This window comes from Rhizobium sp. 18065 (assembly GCF_902706095.1).
Lineage (GTDB): Bacteria > Pseudomonadota > Alphaproteobacteria > Rhizobiales > Rhizobiaceae > Allorhizobium.
The window spans coordinates 61,741-76,666 of sequence record NZ_CACSJP010000009.1 but is presented as its reverse complement, the minus strand read 5'-3'; the positions used below and the strand labels follow the sequence as shown (position 1 = coordinate 76,666).

Annotated in this window: 13 protein-coding genes; 11 read left to right on the top strand and 2 right to left on the bottom strand. The window is 57.5% G+C overall.

What is annotated here, in order from left to right; genetic code table 11:
- The first annotated feature begins 30 nt into the window (after positions 1-30).
- The 6 genes from traA to GVK95_RS25385 all read left to right on the top strand — a co-directional run bounded on the left by traA (position 31) and on the right by GVK95_RS25385 (position 6,882).
- Complete coding sequence (gene traA / locus GVK95_RS19465; RefSeq protein ID WP_159952355.1) at positions 31-3,624, top strand: Ti-type conjugative transfer relaxase TraA; 3,594 nt, start codon at positions 31-33, stop codon at positions 3,622-3,624.
- Positions 3,621-4,187 carry a conjugative transfer signal peptidase TraF gene (gene traF / locus GVK95_RS19460; RefSeq protein WP_159952354.1) on the top strand — a complete coding sequence of 189 codons (567 nt, stop codon included), beginning with the start codon at positions 3,621-3,623 and terminating at the stop codon, positions 4,185-4,187. The genes traA and traF overlap by 4 nt, the downstream gene beginning before the upstream one ends.
- Positions 4,177-5,337, top strand: a complete 1,161-nt coding sequence (locus GVK95_RS19455; RefSeq protein WP_159952353.1) for a conjugal transfer protein TraB — start codon at positions 4,177-4,179, stop codon at positions 5,335-5,337. Before traF ends, GVK95_RS19455 begins: the two co-directional genes overlap by 11 nt.
- A 15-nt stretch (positions 5,338-5,352) precedes the next feature.
- Positions 5,353-5,961 (top strand): TraH family protein, encoded by a 609-nt coding sequence (locus GVK95_RS19450; RefSeq protein WP_159952352.1) that lies wholly within the window; start codon positions 5,353-5,355, stop codon positions 5,959-5,961.
- 224 nt (positions 5,962-6,185) lie between these two features.
- Entirely contained in the window at positions 6,186-6,554 is a 369-nt protein-coding gene (locus GVK95_RS25390; protein WP_280178086.1) for a DUF4143 domain-containing protein, read from the top strand.
- Positions 6,547-6,882 (top strand): hypothetical protein, encoded by a 336-nt coding sequence (locus tag GVK95_RS25385; protein WP_280178085.1) that lies wholly within the window; start codon positions 6,547-6,549, stop codon positions 6,880-6,882. Before GVK95_RS25390 ends, GVK95_RS25385 begins: the two co-directional genes overlap by 8 nt.
- Before the next feature lie 59 nt (positions 6,883-6,941).
- Here the strand turns inward: GVK95_RS25385 and GVK95_RS19440 are convergent, their stop codons facing one another.
- Entirely contained in the window at positions 6,942-7,613 is a 672-nt protein-coding gene (locus GVK95_RS19440) for a transcriptional regulator (RefSeq protein ID WP_159952351.1), read from the bottom strand.
- A gap of 504 nt (positions 7,614-8,117) precedes the next feature.
- Here GVK95_RS19440 and GVK95_RS25380 point away from each other — a divergent pair.
- Positions 8,118-8,246: a hypothetical protein gene (locus GVK95_RS25380; RefSeq protein ID WP_280178084.1), complete on the top strand. Its 129-nt coding sequence runs from the start codon at positions 8,118-8,120 to the stop codon at positions 8,244-8,246.
- Between the two features lie 265 nt (positions 8,247-8,511).
- Here GVK95_RS25380 and GVK95_RS19430 read toward each other — a convergent pair whose 3' ends face one another.
- Positions 8,512-10,170 (bottom strand): FMN-binding glutamate synthase family protein, encoded by a 1,659-nt coding sequence (locus tag GVK95_RS19430; protein ID WP_159952350.1) that lies wholly within the window; start codon positions 10,168-10,170, stop codon positions 8,512-8,514.
- 682 nt (positions 10,171-10,852) lie between these two features.
- Between GVK95_RS19430 and rnk the strand changes: the two genes are divergently transcribed.
- The 4 genes from rnk (at position 10,853) to GVK95_RS19410 (ending at position 14,904) form a co-directional block, all read left to right on the top strand.
- Positions 10,853-11,410: a nucleoside diphosphate kinase regulator gene (gene rnk, locus GVK95_RS19425; protein WP_244618825.1), complete on the top strand. Its 558-nt coding sequence runs from the start codon at positions 10,853-10,855 to the stop codon at positions 11,408-11,410.
- Positions 11,411-11,636: 226 nt separating this feature from the next.
- The gene (locus tag GVK95_RS19420; protein WP_159952349.1) at positions 11,637-12,176 is read left to right on the top strand and encodes a transcription elongation factor GreAB; all 540 of its coding nucleotides are present in this window, start codon (positions 11,637-11,639) and stop codon (positions 12,174-12,176) included.
- 192 nt (positions 12,177-12,368) lie between these two features.
- Positions 12,369-13,718 (top strand): NADP-specific glutamate dehydrogenase, encoded by a 1,350-nt coding sequence (gene gdhA / locus GVK95_RS19415; protein WP_159952348.1) that lies wholly within the window; start codon positions 12,369-12,371, stop codon positions 13,716-13,718.
- A 358-nt stretch (positions 13,719-14,076) separates the two neighbouring features.
- Entirely contained in the window at positions 14,077-14,904 is an 828-nt protein-coding gene (locus GVK95_RS19410; RefSeq protein ID WP_159952347.1) for a hypothetical protein, read from the top strand.
- Positions 14,905-14,926: the final 22 nt, after the last annotated feature.

Here is a 14,926-nt window from a genome sequence, read left to right as displayed (position 1 = left end):
TTTCGTTCGACCGAAGGAGTTTTCCTGGCAATGGCGGTCCCGCATTTCTCAGTCAGCATCGTTGCGCGCGGCAGAGGCGCCAGTGCCGTGCTGTCGGCGGCGTACCGGCATTGCGCCAGGATGGACTATGAGCGGGAAGCTCGGACGATCGACTACACCCGCAAGCAAGGCCTGCTGCACGAAGAGTTTGTCATTCCGGCCGATGCCACGGAATGGCTTCAATCTCTGATTGCTGAGCGGTCCGTCTCGGGGGCCTCGGAAGCCTTCTGGAACAAGGTCGAGGATTTCGAGAAACGGTCGGATGCTCAGCTTGCCAAGGACGTGACAATCGCGCTTCCAGTGGAACTGTCGGCCGAGCAGAACATCGAGCTCGTTAGGGACTTTGTGGCGCGCCACATCACAGATCAGGGCATGGTGGCTGACTGGGTCTTCCACGACGCGCCGGGCAATCCGCATATCCATCTGATGACCACTTTGCGGCCGCTGACGGAGGACGGCTTCGGGTCGAAGAAGGTGGCGGTCACGGGAGCAGACGGCAAAGTCTTGCGCAATGATAGCGGCAAGATCGTCTACGAACTTTGGGCCGGCGGCCTCGATGACTTCAATGCGTTTCGTGACGGATGGTTTGCCTGCCAGAATCGGCATCTGGCACTTGCCGGTCTCGATATCAGGATCGATGGCCGGTCCTTCGAGAAACAGGGTATCGAGCTGACCCCGACGATCCATCTCGGCGTCGGCACGAAGGCGATCGAGAGGAAAGCCGCCAGTGGGAGTGGACCTGCGGAGGAGAAAGCTACACTCGAGCGCCTGGAGCTGCAGGAAGAGCGACGAGCTGAGAACGCCCGCCGGATCCAGTGCAATCCGGAGATCGTGCTCGACCTGATCACGCGAGAGAAGAGCGTGTTCGACGAACGCGATCTCGCCAGGATTCTGCATCGCTATATCGATGATGCGGGCCTCTTCCAAAGCTTGATGGCGCGCATCTTGATAAGTCCAGAAACCCTCCGTCTAGATCGTGAGCGGGTGGACTTTGCGACAGGGGGCCGGATATCGGCAAAGTACACGACGCGCGAGCTGATCAGGCTCGAGGCCGAGATGGCCAATCGCGCAATCTGGCTCTCGCACCGGCCCTCGCACGGCGTTCGCAAGGCCTTGCTCGAGGCGACCTTCGCGCGCCACGAACGGCTTTCGGATGAGCAGAAAGCCGCCATCGAACGTGTGGCCGGTGGTGAGCGGATCGCCGCTGTGATCGGCCGTGCTGGCGCTGGCAAGACCACGATGATGCGGGCCGCCCGAGAGGTCTGGGAAGCGGCCGGCTATCGTGTGGTCGGTGGGGCACTCGCCGCCAAGGCGGCAGAAGGTTTGGACAAGGAAGCCGGCATCGTCTCCCGAACGCTTTCATCCTGGGAGCTTCGCTGGGAGAGAGAGTGGGATCACCTCGACGACAAGACGATTTTTGTCATCGACGAAGCTGGCATGGTGTCGTCTCGCCAGCTTGCATTGTTCGTCGAAGCGGTGGTGAAGGCCGGCGCCAAACTCGTCCTGATCGGCGATCCCGATCAGCTGCAGCCGATCGAGGCAGGTGCCGCATTCCGGGCCATCACGGATCGCGTCGGTTACGCGGAGCTGGAGACGATTTATCGCCAGAAAGATCAGTGGATGCGGGATGCTTCTCTCGATCTGGCGCGTGGAAACGTGGCGAACGCACTGAACGCCTATGAGCAGGCCGGGTTGGTGCAAACCGGCTGGACACGGCAGGACGCGATAGAAGGGCTGATCGAAAGCTGGAACCGGGATTTTGATCCGGACAAGACCACGCTCATCCTCGCACACCGTCGTCGTGACGTTCGTGAGCTGAACGCGCTGGCGCGCGCCAGGCTCGTGGAGCGCGGCATTGTCGGCGAGGGTTTTGCGTTCAACACCGAAGATGGACAACGTCGCTTTGCCGCCGGCGACCAGATCGTCTTCCTCAAGAACGAAGGCAGTCTTGGCGTCAAGAACGGCATGCTGGCTAAGGTCGTGGATGCAGCACCTGGTCGCATCGTGGTCGAGATCGGCGACGGGGAGAGCTGCACGCAGGTCATCGTCGAGCAGCGTTTCTACGCGAATGTCGATCACGGCTATGCGACCACGATCCACAAGTCCCAGGGCGCAACTGTCGACCGTGTAAAGGTCCTCGCATCCAGCACACTCGACCGTCATCTGACCTATGTTGCGATGACGCGTCATCGCGAGGCAGCCGAGCTCCATGTCGGGATGGAGGAGTTCACCAACCGGCGCGGCGGTATACTCGTCGAACATGGTGTCGCGCCCTACGAACACAAGCTTGCGAACCGCGACAGCTATTTCGTGACGCTCGAGCATGGCGACGGACAGCAACGCACGATCTGGGGTGTCGATCTCAAGCGTGCCATCGAGGAGGCTCAGCCGAACATCGGTGATCGCATCGGTCTTAAGCACGATGGATCGGAGACTGTCACATTGCCGGATGGCACGACGGCCGAGCGCAATACCTGGAAGGTCATTCACGTCGCGGAACTGGCGATGGAGGAGCTCAAGGAGCGGCTCGCCCGCGATGGATCGAAGGAAACTACCCTTGACTATGAGCGTGCATCGTCCTATCGCGCCGCGCTCCGATTTGCAGAGGCGCGTGGTCTGCATCTGATGAATGTCGCGCGCACCATCTCCAGAGACCGGCTCGCCTGGACTGTCCGGCAGAAGCAGCGGCTTGTCGACCTTGCCCACCGGCTCGCGGCACTCGCAGCGAGGGTCGGCCTGGCGCGTGGCAGCCGCAACATCTCCATCCCGAACACAGCCAAGGAGGAAAAGCCGATGGTATCAGGCATCACCACCTTCCCCAGATCAATCGACCAGGCAGTTGAAGACAGGATTGCCGCCGACCCTGCCTTGAGGAAGCAGTGGGATGAAGTATCGATGCGCTTTCACCATGTGTTCGCCAACCCGGAAGCCGCCTTCAAGGCTGTCGACGTCGATGCGATGTTGCGCGATCAGGAGACCGCGACAAGGACAATCTCAACCATGGTCGCGGAGCCTGAAGCCTTTGGCGCTCTCAAGGGTAAAACCGGTCTGCTCGCCAGCCTTGCCGACAAACTGGACAGGGATCGGGCGCTGAAGAATGTCACGCCGCTGGCCGACAGTATCAGCGACTACCTGCGTCAGCGCGGCGAGGCCGAACGCCGCAATCATGCACTGGAACTTGCCTTTCGTAGAAAAGTCGCTCTGGAGATCCCTGCCCTCTCCGCCAATGCCAAAAACGTGCTGGAACGGGTGCGTGACGCCATCGACAGGAACGACCTACCCTCAGGTCTTGAGTATGCACTCGCCGACAAAATGGTGAAGGCTGAACTCGATGGTTTCGCGAAGGTGGTCACCGAACGTTTTGGAGAGAGGACTTTCTTGCCCCTCGCAGCGAAGGACGCCAGTGGCGAGGCGTTCCAGCGGGTGACGTCTGGCATGAATGCCGCGCAGAAAAGCGAGCTCCAGCAGGCCTGGAAAACGATGCGAACGGTGCAGCAGCTGTCCGCCCATGAGCGCAGTGTGACGTCACTCGACCAGGCTGAAGCACTGCGTCAGACGAGATCCCAGGGGCTCACTCTCAAATGAAGATACGCCATCGACAAAAGACCCATCGGCGCCTCAACCGGCTTGTCGGGTTCTATCGGATCAGCAGCGTCAGCCTCTTCACGCTTGGCATCATTGTGCTGCTCGGAGGGGCAGGCTTCAGGGTCAACCTTACGCCGAGCGAACCTCTCGGGATTTGGCGGATCGTCAAACCCGATCGTCCGATCCTGGTTGGCGATCTGATCTTTATCTGCCCACCCGCGACCGACGAGATGCGTGAGGCGCGCGCGCGTGGATACATACGCTTCGGGCTTTGCGCCGGCCGCGTGGCGCCACTGATCAAGACCGTCGTTGCAGCTTCCGGACAGGTGATCGAAATCCAAGACGATGTCCGCGTCGACGGTCGGCCACTTCCTCACTCGCGTGTTGCCCGTGCTGACGGCCAGGGGCGTGAGATGAAGCACTACCACGGTGGTTGCGTTCCGCCGGGCACGGTCTTTCTCCATTCCGAATTTCCGGGGTCGTTCGATAGCCGATATTTCGGCCCTCTTCCGATGAATGTAATCCTCGGTTTGGCGCAGGAGGTCTGGACCTATGAGCCGTGAGCTCTTCCGAGCTGGTGTCCTAGTCGCGTTATCAATGAGCGCCGGATGGATCGGTTGGAGCGGTCATGTGCTCCTTCTTCCGGTAGCAGTCGCTTTCCCGCTTCTCTGGTCCCTGGCGACGACGCGCCTGCAGGCAGCGACCCATTCTGCGGTCTATTTTCTTTCCGCATCGCGTGGATTGCCGCAGGGCGTGGCAAACTTTTACGAACAAGATATCTGGCCCGGTCTTCTGTTATGGCTGATGGCCTCCTCCGCGTTCGTGGCGGTCCATTCAGTGCTTTGGACGAACCGAGCGGGATGGCAGAAGCCGCTTCTCTACCTGGCTGCTAGTGGCGCCATGGCGATCCCGCCTCTCGGGATCTTCGGATGGGCGCATCCGATCACTGCTGCAGGCGTGCTCTTCCCAGGGTGGGGATGGTTTGGGCTTTCAGCGATGGCAGCCGGCCTGGTGGTCTTGACGACGCGATATCGGCCGGCTGCAACCATAGCCATGACAGGCCTATGGCTCTGGTCCGCCGCTGAGTGGACGCAGCCGATGTTACCTGCGTCGTGGATCGGTGTCGATCTGAAAATGGGTGCGTCCCTCGGCCGCGAAGCAGGCCTCCACCGCCAAAGGGAGCTGTTCGATATTTTACGCCGTCACCCGCCGGGTACGACGATCGTGCTGCCGGAAAGCGCTCTCGGCTTCTGGACGCCGACGGCTGGTCGCGTCTGGCAACGAGCTCTCACCGGAACGGGCATCACCGTTATTGCAGGAGCGACGATCGTTGAGCCGAAGGGCTATGACAATGTGCTCGTGAAACTGTCGGCCGACGGGAACGAGGTTCTCTACCGGGAACGAATGCCGGTTCCCGGCTCGATGTGGCAGCCATGGCGGGATTGGATTGGCGTTCAAGGCGGCGCGCGGGCACATTTTTTCGCCAACCCTGTCGTCGAGATCGGAAGTGCAAAAGTCGCGCCACTGATCTGCTACGAGCAGCTCCTTGTCTGGCCAGTGTTGCAATCGGCATTCCACCGCCCTGACGCCATCGTCGCAGTCGGAAACGGCTGGTGGACCACAGGTACGTCTATCATCGGCATTCAGCGGGCAAGTAGCGAGGCCTGGGCCCGCCTGTTCGACGTGCCACTCGTCATCTCGTTCAACACTTAGGATTTGGGGGTTCGTATGCTGGATGCTGCCTTGATCAAGGAATGTGCCGACCCTTCGTTAAAGCCGGCCATTGTCGAACAATTCGTTCAGGCGGTCGGCTCGGATGATCCGCTTGCCATCACCGTGAAGTCCAGTGGCCGTCTGATCCTCTTTCCCAAACCGAAAACGCCAGAAGAAGCAATCGAGATGGTTCGCGAGAACATTGGTGGCTCGGTCGTGCGGGTCGGCCTCACCCAGATCCCGGCCGGCATTGGTCTGAAAGACGCGTCCGAACTGAAGGCCGATCTCGTAGACCCCTGCGCCAACCTGCGTGTGGGAACGGCGATGTTCGCCAAAATCCTTCGCATTGTCGCGAAATGGTACGGAAGTCCGACGAGCGAGGTGGTGTTCCCGCAGCTCTTCAACGATGCGGTGCACGCCTGGCAAACCGGAAAGTTCGAGGGCGAGAGTGTGTTTCAGGCGGAGGATCCCGGTGGCGCGGTGGTGCAGCGGTCAGTTGTGGAAAGTGACGATGCTGACCAGGTTGAAGACGACAGAACTGCTGAGAAAAAGGAGGAAGCTCCGATCAAACCCGATGAAGCTGGTATCCGGATTGATCTCACAAGGATCGGGGGCCAGAAGTGATGGTGCTCAAGATTGGAAGTCCGATAGATTAAAAATGGACGAAGTCCCTCGTCGCTCGCAAAGCGTTGCCTCTTGTGGTGACAGCTCTCACTGACACCCGTGTCGTCTTGATATCAGGGCCAAGGCAGGCGGGAAAAACGACGCTTGCGCGCATGTTCGCGGACAGGTCGGCCCGACGTGTCTCGTGGCTCGAAGACTATGTCGGCCTGATCCTGGACCGCGACGTGCGCGATATTGCCAACATCGATAAGCTCGACCGTTTGCCGCGCCTCCTGAACATCCTCGCGGAACATGCCGGGCAATTGATCAACAATAGCAGCTTCGGTTCGGCGCGGGGATTGTCCGGGGTCACCGCTCAGAAATACATAGCCATCCTGGAGCGGCTCTTCCTTATCAAAACCTTGGCGCCATGGTCGAACAACCGGCTCAGCCGGCTTGTCAAAATGGCAAAGCTCCATTTCATCGATACAGGACTTCTGGCGGCGCTACGCGAAGACGAACTGGCTAGGCTATCCGATGACAAGACCCGATCTGGCGTCCTGGTCCGAGAGGCGCGTGTCGTTTTCGCATTACAGAACGAAAGATATGGATGAGGTCGATGTCGTGATTGAAGATAGGCGTGGTCGGATCATCGGTATTGAAGTGAAGGCGTCTGCGACCGTCAAGGCCGATGATTTTCGCGGGTTACGTCAATTTCTCGATCCAATCAAACATCGCCACAGTCAATTCATCTGGGCGATCCTGCATGATCCAGTGGCCAACATTGGCTTGAAGAGGTGGACGGCTCTCCTCATTGCAGCTCCATACAACCACGCCATGGCACTTCACGCGTCAGAAGGACACCATGGAGACGCCAAATATTCGACCTCGCGTTCTTTCCCGTATGCAGGCTGCAAGGACCGGCCTCGGCGAGAGCCGTAACGGCCGCAAATTCATAGCCCGATAAGCGTGGAAATGCGGCTACGATTGGCCGGCTATTATCAATCGAGCTTAAGTCGCTTTCGCAGATCGGCATTCTCAGCACGGAGTTGTTCGGCTAGCAGCTTGCGCAGACTTTGGTTTTCCTGTTCCAACTGCAGGAGATCCGCCATCTCATCGCCCGCCGCCGTCGAGGCCATCGTTACTGTTTGCGCGGGGGTAGTCTTGCGTTTCGCAGGCGCGCGTTTGGCACTGCTCGCAGCTTCACCCGACTTGGCCTTGAGTCCCCTCTTTTGACTTCCAGCCGCTACGCTCGAAGCTGCGGCATGTTCCGCGGTTACCTCCACAAGCACCGTTTCAGGGGTTGTCTTCTTGGCGCGGGGTTTACGCTGCTTCTTTGGCGCAAGTTCGGCTTCGACAACGGCCGTCGCATCGGTATTGGTCATCGAATCGGTTTCGTCGGCCATCATTATCTCCTTTAAAGCCGATGCAGTTGACTCCTGCCCGTGCAGCAGTGTCAACAATGGCCCGGCCTGTTGTGCTGCAGGTAAAGGCACTTCGCCGATAGCTTCCTGCTCCTGAGGGCCGCCCGACAGACATGACGTTACCTCTTCCTCTACGTCGCGCGCAACGGACTTAAGGTCCACGTTGCCCCAGATCGAGTTGGACTTGGAACCGGTCTTCCGCCGCCCGGATTTATACTCGACGGCAAAACTGCGTTGGATTTTTTTCATTTCAAGCGGCCTTGGTGTATAGACAGGAGGTCTCGGCGACGTGCTTAGCATCGCAAATAGTGGTTACCTCGATAACAGTCCATAGCTATCACCACCGTATCGGCCCTCGGCACATCCGAATCCAGGATTTTCCTTCAATGGATTCCATAAACGCAGCAGAATAACCATCACACAGAGGTTCGAGCCGTGCGCGTTGAACGGAATCGAACCGGCGACAGATTGGTCAGACTGCTTAAGTGCCTGAAAGGAAATACTTCTTGGGATAGCGCCTATTTATGGAACTAGCGGATAGAGAAGGCAAGGATTCGAACTCCGCGCCTTCTCGACATTCTGTGATTTTGGAAAGTGGTGGCCGTCTATCCCGGGTGACATTGATCCAGTTTTTCATTGCGCCGTGACCCGGCTCAACTCCAAACATTTGTTTAGAAGCAGACGGTCACGCCGGTTTAGGTGGGGCGGCGCAACGTGGAAAAACGGATCAAATTCTGCTGAAATTCAACACCAATGGCTGCCATCGTCGGCTATTGCGCTTACGCCGAAGCCATCGATCTTTGGGTCTTCCTCGGAGGTGGGATTATCTTGTTTTCCAACTATCGGGCGGTGATGGTGAAGCAACGGAAAACGACGCTGTGAGAGCCTTCAGCATCGCACAGATCTGGCCCAATCAAGCCGGATAAAGAGTAACTTCCCCAATAGCTTGGTCATCCTGGTTAACTGACAGATCTGTATCTGCACGTAGTGATATATTCTGTGTTCCGAGTTTGGAATCAAGTCATTGTGAGGTGATCTATATATGACAATTTCCTTAGCACACTGCTCAGTCGGGCGCAGGTACTCAAATTATGCATTGCAGCATAAGAGCCTGACGGAGATCCTCATGGGGGAAATCCTCAGACCTTCACTTCGAAATGCGCTTGCGGAATGGCCCGTGCGGGATCTCGGGTGGCGCGAAAGTTTGGGCACTGGCGCGGTCCCAGCGGTCGTGCCAGGTGGCGAGTTCCGGGATTTCCTTGCCGCACACTAGGAATCCCTCTGGCAGATAGGGGAAGGCTTCGTTGCCGTCGAGGAATTCGTTATCCTTCTGTCGGAACATGAAATGATAGGGCATGAAGTTGCTGGGATTGGCCAGGCCGGCAGCACCAGCGATTTCGCCCAGCGCCAGCATGGTATTGCGGTGAAATCGCGCAACGCGGTCGCTCTTATCGTCGAGGTCGATAGCGCGCTGGCGTACCGGGTCCTGTGTGGCGATCCCTACCGGGCACCGGTTGGTGTGACATGACTGCGCCTGAATGCAGCCGATGGCGAACATGAAGCCTCGCGCAGCATTGCACCAGTCAGCACCAAGTGCCAGCGTGCGGGCGATGTCGAAAGCGGACACGATCTTTCCCGCAGCACCGATCCTTATCTGGTCGCGAATGCCCGCGCCGCGTAAAGTGTTATGGACGAAAGTGAGCCCCTCAAGCATCGGCATGCCGACCCGGTTAGCGAATTCAACCGGGGCAGCGCCTGTCCCGCCCTCGGCGCCATCGACCACGATGAAATCGGGGAAGATTCCAGTCAGCAGCATCGCTTTCACCATGCTCATGAATTCCCGGCGATGCCCGATGCACAATTTGAAACCCACCGGCTTGCCGCCGGAAAGTTCACGCAACTGGCCGACGAACTCCATAAGGCCGATCGGCGTCGAAAACGTACTGTGAGCGGCGGGCGACGTGCAATCTACGCCCATCGGAATACCACGCGCTTCGGCGATCTCGGCCGAAATCTTCGAGGCCGGCAGCATGCCCCCATGGCCTGGCTTGGCACCCTGGCTCAGCTTGATTTCAATCATCTTCACCTGGGGATCTGCGGAAAGCGCAGCGAATTTCCCCGGAGAAAACCCGCCATCCGCGCCACGACAGCCGAAATAACCTGACGCGACCTGATAGACCAGATCACCGCCGCCTTGCCGATGGTAACGGCTGATGCTGCCCTCACCCGTGTCATGGGCGAAACCACCCTTCCTGGCCCCGGTGTTGAGGGCGAGGATGGCGCTGGCTGAGAGCGAGCCGAAGCTCATTGCCGAGATATTATAAAGGCTGACATCATAGGGTTGCTTGCAGGCAGAGCCTCCGACACGTACCCGGAAGTTCGTATCGGCAATGGTGACCGGTGTGGCGGAATGGGTGAGCCAGGCATAGCCTGAGCCGTAGACATTCTCGATGGTGCCGAAGGGCCGCTTGTCTTCCACGCCCTTGGCACGCTGGTACACGAGGCCGCGATCCTGGCGGTTGAACGGAACAGCATCGTTATCACTTTCGATAATATACTGGCGGATCTCCGGCCGGATGCTTTCCAGGAGGAAACGAAGATGCCCCACGATCGGATAATTGCGCAGGATCGCGTGTTTGTATTGATGCAGATCGTGAATGCCGAGAAGAAACAGCGCGCCGCAGATCAGAGCGACAACGAGCAGCCAGCTGCTATAGAATAGGCCACCTCCAAGAGCCGCCAACGCGGCCACACCAGCACCTAGGAACACGGCGTAGCGCTGATTGGAAGCAAGAACCTTTAACATTGGATCTAATCCTAAAAGTCATCGGCATCCAAGGAATACCGGCGTATCTGTAAGTGTTTGAAACCCGATGGCGGACACCACGCCTGCTCCTGTGAGACCCGCGATGACCAAAAGTTTTATGGGCGGTTAAAGACCAGCGGCCTGCCCTCGCCTTCGAACTCCACGCCCGCCAGCTTCACCAACAAGATCTCGGTTTGTATGTGAGCTAGGGCTCGGTAGATGCTTACAAGGCGGCACGTTATGTCAAATGCCTGTGGTACCACGGTGATGAAGTCCGGGAAAACTGACAGCTGGAGCTTTGCAGAAACGAGCTTTGTCGATTGCAATCGGCACAAAACAGCTGTGAAATTGATTGTGGATTCTTCCTGGCAAACCCGAACGTCAAGCCAGGGCCTGTCAAACGTTCGGGCTAGGAGCCGGTTTTCGAGAGTTTAGACTCTCGCCAAGTGTGGGGCACGATTCTGGATCTCATTTGACTACGTTTAATTGAGTAGCACCAGATCAGTCAAGCAAGGAAGGAAGCACGTTGCGGCACCTGCCTTGACAATGCGTAGAAATACGCCACCCTGTTGCAATGAAACCGACGCACGCTCATATGTTGCTCATCCTTGCCCATCGGGGTTGCCCGATCGCAGGACTGTAGCCCCCGGCCCGGCATAAACGCTCCGAGCGCGGGGGCGGCGTGACCATCAAGAATTCTACGAATCTATTGTTCCAGACCGGATTTGAACGGCTGGACGCAAATCACTCGCGCATCACGGGTGTAGACGCAGGCGTTTACCGCACGGCGGCTCAGGGTGGTGTCAGGAACGCACAAATGACAGCCAACGAAGTCAATTCTCGTCAGAACAAACCGGTGATCGTCATCAGCGATGTTGATGAAAGCAGGCTGAGTAGACTTGCTGCGACCGTATCCAGTCGGATGCCTGATCTTTCAGACGACCTTCTCGCTGAATTGGAGAGAGCCCAGATCATTCCGCATCATTTGATGCCCGAAAAGGTCGTTCAAATAGGCTCAACCCTGGAATACACCTCTGACGATAGCCAGAAACGCCAGGTTACTCTGGTTTACCCGGGTGATGCCGATATTGCCCAAGGTAAAATCTCAATTCTCACGCCGATCGGTACTGCCTTGATCGGGCTGTCCGAAGGGCAAGCGATTGAATGGGCCGCGCGCGACGGTCGACGGCACCTGCTGACGGTCGTCACCGTCTCTAACGTGGTCGAGACGATGAGCTAACAAGGGTGGTACCGTCATGATTGCAGATCTTCACAGCGAACACCGGGCGACCTCCCCATCGACGGGTTCGCGCCGCCAGCACTATGGTGGCGCCACTCCGGGCGGGTGCGTTATCGCAGGAGCGTGGCCCCTGGCTTCAAAGAGTGAGCCAGGGGATGACATCCACCACGCCTGATTATTGTTTTGCGCGGGAACCGTATCGGCGAAGTCCCGTGGGAGATTGCCCTTGTCCAGAGAATTTTTTTCCCAACTGACCACAAAAGACGTCTCCATTCTGACCACGATTCTGGAAAGATACGAAGATCAGGCAGACGCGTTTGCGACGCTTCTTCGCGAGAAGCTCAGCCACGCAACGATCTATTTTCGCGACGACATCCCCGGCGACGCTGTGACGCTGAACAGCCGCGTCACCTACAGGATAAACGGCCGGATTGAAGGTCCCCACTTAGTGGTCCAATGCCAAGGCGAGGATTTGCCGGATTATGCCGTTTCAATCCATACCATCCGTGGGCTCAGTCTGCTGGGACTGGCAGAGGGGGAAAAGACCACGATTGAAGAGGGCGGCAAACGCCACAGTCTTTATATCGAAGCTGTCGAATTTCAGCCGGAGGCGAACGCACGGTTGCTTCAGGAAGCCACCCTTTCCTCCCGCGCGCTGCGACCGGTGGTCGATCCATCTCCCCAGATATTGACCTTTAAACCGAAACAGAGGGCTGCACGCATACCTGGTCCTGACGACGACGACCCAGGCCCGTTCGCGGCTTGAATACAGGCGCGACCAGACCTGATGAGCAGGTGGCAAGCCGCCGTCGCGATGGTGATAACTGTCTCGCAGCGTTCTGCTTTTTACATATCCCGTGATGCCCGTCAGCATTTCGCTGGCGTTGCCTAGGACATACGTTAACAACGCTGCGATGCTCGTCTTTGGAGCATATTTGCATGCTATTGGAGAAAATGATTGGTCCATATTGACGAGAAACTTGAACCTATCCTCAACGAGGTTATCCGCCGCAACGCCGGTGAATTCGAATTTCATCAGGCAGTCCGCGAGGTACTGGAAAGCTTGGGCCGTGTGGTGGCCAAACATCCCAAGTACATGGACAATGCGCTAATCGAGCGGGTCTGCGAGCCGGAGCGCCAGATCATCTTTCGCGTTCCCTGGGTCGATGACAAAGGCCAGGTGCAGATCAATCGGGGCTTCCGTGTCCAGTTCAATTCCGCATTGGGTCCCTACAAGGGCGGCATAAGGTTCCACCCATCGGTGAATGTCGGGATCGTCAAGTTTCTCGGTTTCGAACAAACATTCAAGAATGCCCTCACCGGCATGCCGATCGGCGGCGGCAAGGGCGGATCCGATTTCAATCCGCGCGGCCGCTCGGACGGCGAAATCATGCGGTTTTGCCAATCGTTCATGAACGAGCTTTATCGCCACATTGGCGAGTATACCGACGTTCCGGCCGGTGACATAGGCGTTGGCGGGCGTGAAATTGGCTATATGTTCGGGCAATATAAACGCCTCACAAACCGGTACGAAGCGGGCGTCCTGACCGGCAAGGCTCTGTTTTATGGCGGCTCGCGCGCCCGCAAGGAAGCTACCGGTTACGGCGCCACATATTTCGTCGAAAGAATGCTCGCAACAAAAGACCATACCTTCGAAGGCAAGCGGGCGGTCGTTTCCGGTTCGGGCAACGTCGCGATCTATACCATGGAAAAGATCACGGAGTTCGGCGGCAGGATCATGGCCTGCTCGGACTCAGGGGGATACATCGTTGACGAGAACGGTCTGGACCTGGAGTTGATCAAGGAAATCAAGGAAACCCGCCGGGCGCGGATCTCCGAGTATGCGCGATTGAAGGGCACCGGCAGCCACTATATCGAGAACGGTTCCATCTGGGATGTGCCTTGTGACATTGCCATGCCCTCTGCAACGCAGAACGAACTCACCGGCAAGGACGCAAAAATGCTGGTGAAGAATGGTGTCATCGCGGTCGGTGAAGGCGCCAACATGCCTTCAACACCGGACGCTGTGCGTATCTTTCAGGATGCCGGGGTACTGTTTGCGCCGGGCAAAGCTGCAAACGCCGGCGGTGTTGCGACCTCTGCCCTGGAAATGCAGCAGAATGCGTCTCGCTATAGCTGGACATTCGAGCAGACAGAGAAACGTCTCGCCACGATCATGCGTGATATCCACGACCGATGCGCCGAAACAGCCAGTGAATATGGTGCTGCAGGCGATTACGTGCTGGGCGCCAACGTAGCCGGCTTCGTCAGGGTTGCAGAAGCAATGGACGCTTTGGGCGTGATCTGAAGTCTGCTTTGGGTGTCGTATATTTACAAGACCGTCGTCAACCAAAAATCTCTGTTGAAAATCAGCGATGGCCGGCGCTCGCTAGGCCATCTCGACGCCTTCCCATACCGGGAGGGATCTCCAATTTGTGGTCATTGAAACACAACTTGACTTCCAGCCTTCGCCATCTACGATATACCCATGATGCCACTTAATCATCATCCGAGACGGGAGCCTCTACGTCTCAAAGCGGGAATTTAGCCCGGACGAGGTCGCCTCGGCCGGGTATCGCTTTTTCGTATCGCACGCTGCGGCGTGACGACAAGATGAGTGCGGCTGATTAGAATATCCTTCTGATGACACAGCCGATTGAAGGCCAATGAAGCCCGAAATGCAGGTTCGTATGGGATGCTTTCACGAAGGTGATGGCTGGCACTCTGGCGTGCTCAGCCAATTACAGATTTCCGAAGCTTTGGGAGAAAACGCAGTGGCGCTCAGCGAACTGCTGGATTGCCAATTCTTCAACCAGTTCGTTCGGCAAGAACAAAAAGGCAGCACGCGTTGCTTTGACCTTTCCCCCGGCATGAGAGCCAATCTTGCGATCGCTCACGCGTTGTGGAGACAAGCGAGAGTATCGAGTGAAATCGCAGCTCAGGTCGTGTTCAGCTGGCCGCAAATCGGCGCCTCGGTGGCCGCAATCGTCGATTTCCAGCAAAACCAAGAGAGCTCCGATCCTTTCCGGTTTTTCGAGACAATTGCGGATGACGCACTACCCGTGCAGGTGACAGATGAGTATCTGGACCTTGTCGACGAGCGGTTTCTTTTATGGCGAAGGCCAGAAATCGAGCCGTTGGTTACAGCCAGAAATCTGGACGAGCGATCAAGACACGTTTTGGCAAATCCGCACGACTTCGTCGCCCGGCAGGAATTCCTGCAGCAATTGGCTGGTTTGAATCGATCAGTTTGTCACGATCGTGTCTGGGTCGGACGGGTCATCGGCGAAGCGTTTCTGCCACAAGCGCCTCAAAACGGCAAAGAGCGCCGCTTACCAAGCTCGGTTTTCGAACAGGCCAACTCCGCGATTTCCACGCTTGAGACGAATTACAGAACCAAGATATCCATCAACATATCCCTGGCTGCTCGCATTATGAAGCGACGATCGCTTGGCCTCAGGGTCAGTATTCCGGGTGCCGCGCTGCCTCGGTGATTTTCTTATGCATATTTCAAAA

Bases quoted from the DNA above. Each gene is read 5' to 3' on its own strand.
- traA (WP_159952355.1), top strand. From the start codon at position 31: ATGGCGGTCCCGCATTTCTCAGTCAGCATCGTTGCGCGCGGCAGAGGC.
- traF (WP_159952354.1), top strand. From the start codon at position 3,621: ATGAAGATACGCCATCGACAAAAGACCCATCGGCGCCTCAACCGGCTT.
- GVK95_RS19455 (WP_159952353.1), top strand. From the start codon at position 4,177: ATGAGCCGTGAGCTCTTCCGAGCTGGTGTCCTAGTCGCGTTATCAATG.
- GVK95_RS19450 (WP_159952352.1), top strand. From the start codon at position 5,353: ATGCTGGATGCTGCCTTGATCAAGGAATGTGCCGACCCTTCGTTAAAG.
- GVK95_RS25385 (WP_280178085.1), top strand. From the start codon at position 6,547: ATGGATGAGGTCGATGTCGTGATTGAAGATAGGCGTGGTCGGATCATC.
- GVK95_RS19440 (WP_159952351.1), bottom strand. From the start codon at position 7,613: ATGAAAAAAATCCAACGCAGTTTTGCCGTCGAGTATAAATCCGGGCGG.
- GVK95_RS25380 (WP_280178084.1), top strand. From the start codon at position 8,118: ATGGCTGCCATCGTCGGCTATTGCGCTTACGCCGAAGCCATCGATCTT.
- GVK95_RS19430 (WP_159952350.1), bottom strand. From the start codon at position 10,170: ATGTTAAAGGTTCTTGCTTCCAATCAGCGCTACGCCGTGTTCCTAGGT.
- GVK95_RS19410 (WP_159952347.1), top strand. From the start codon at position 14,077: ATGAAGCCCGAAATGCAGGTTCGTATGGGATGCTTTCACGAAGGTGAT.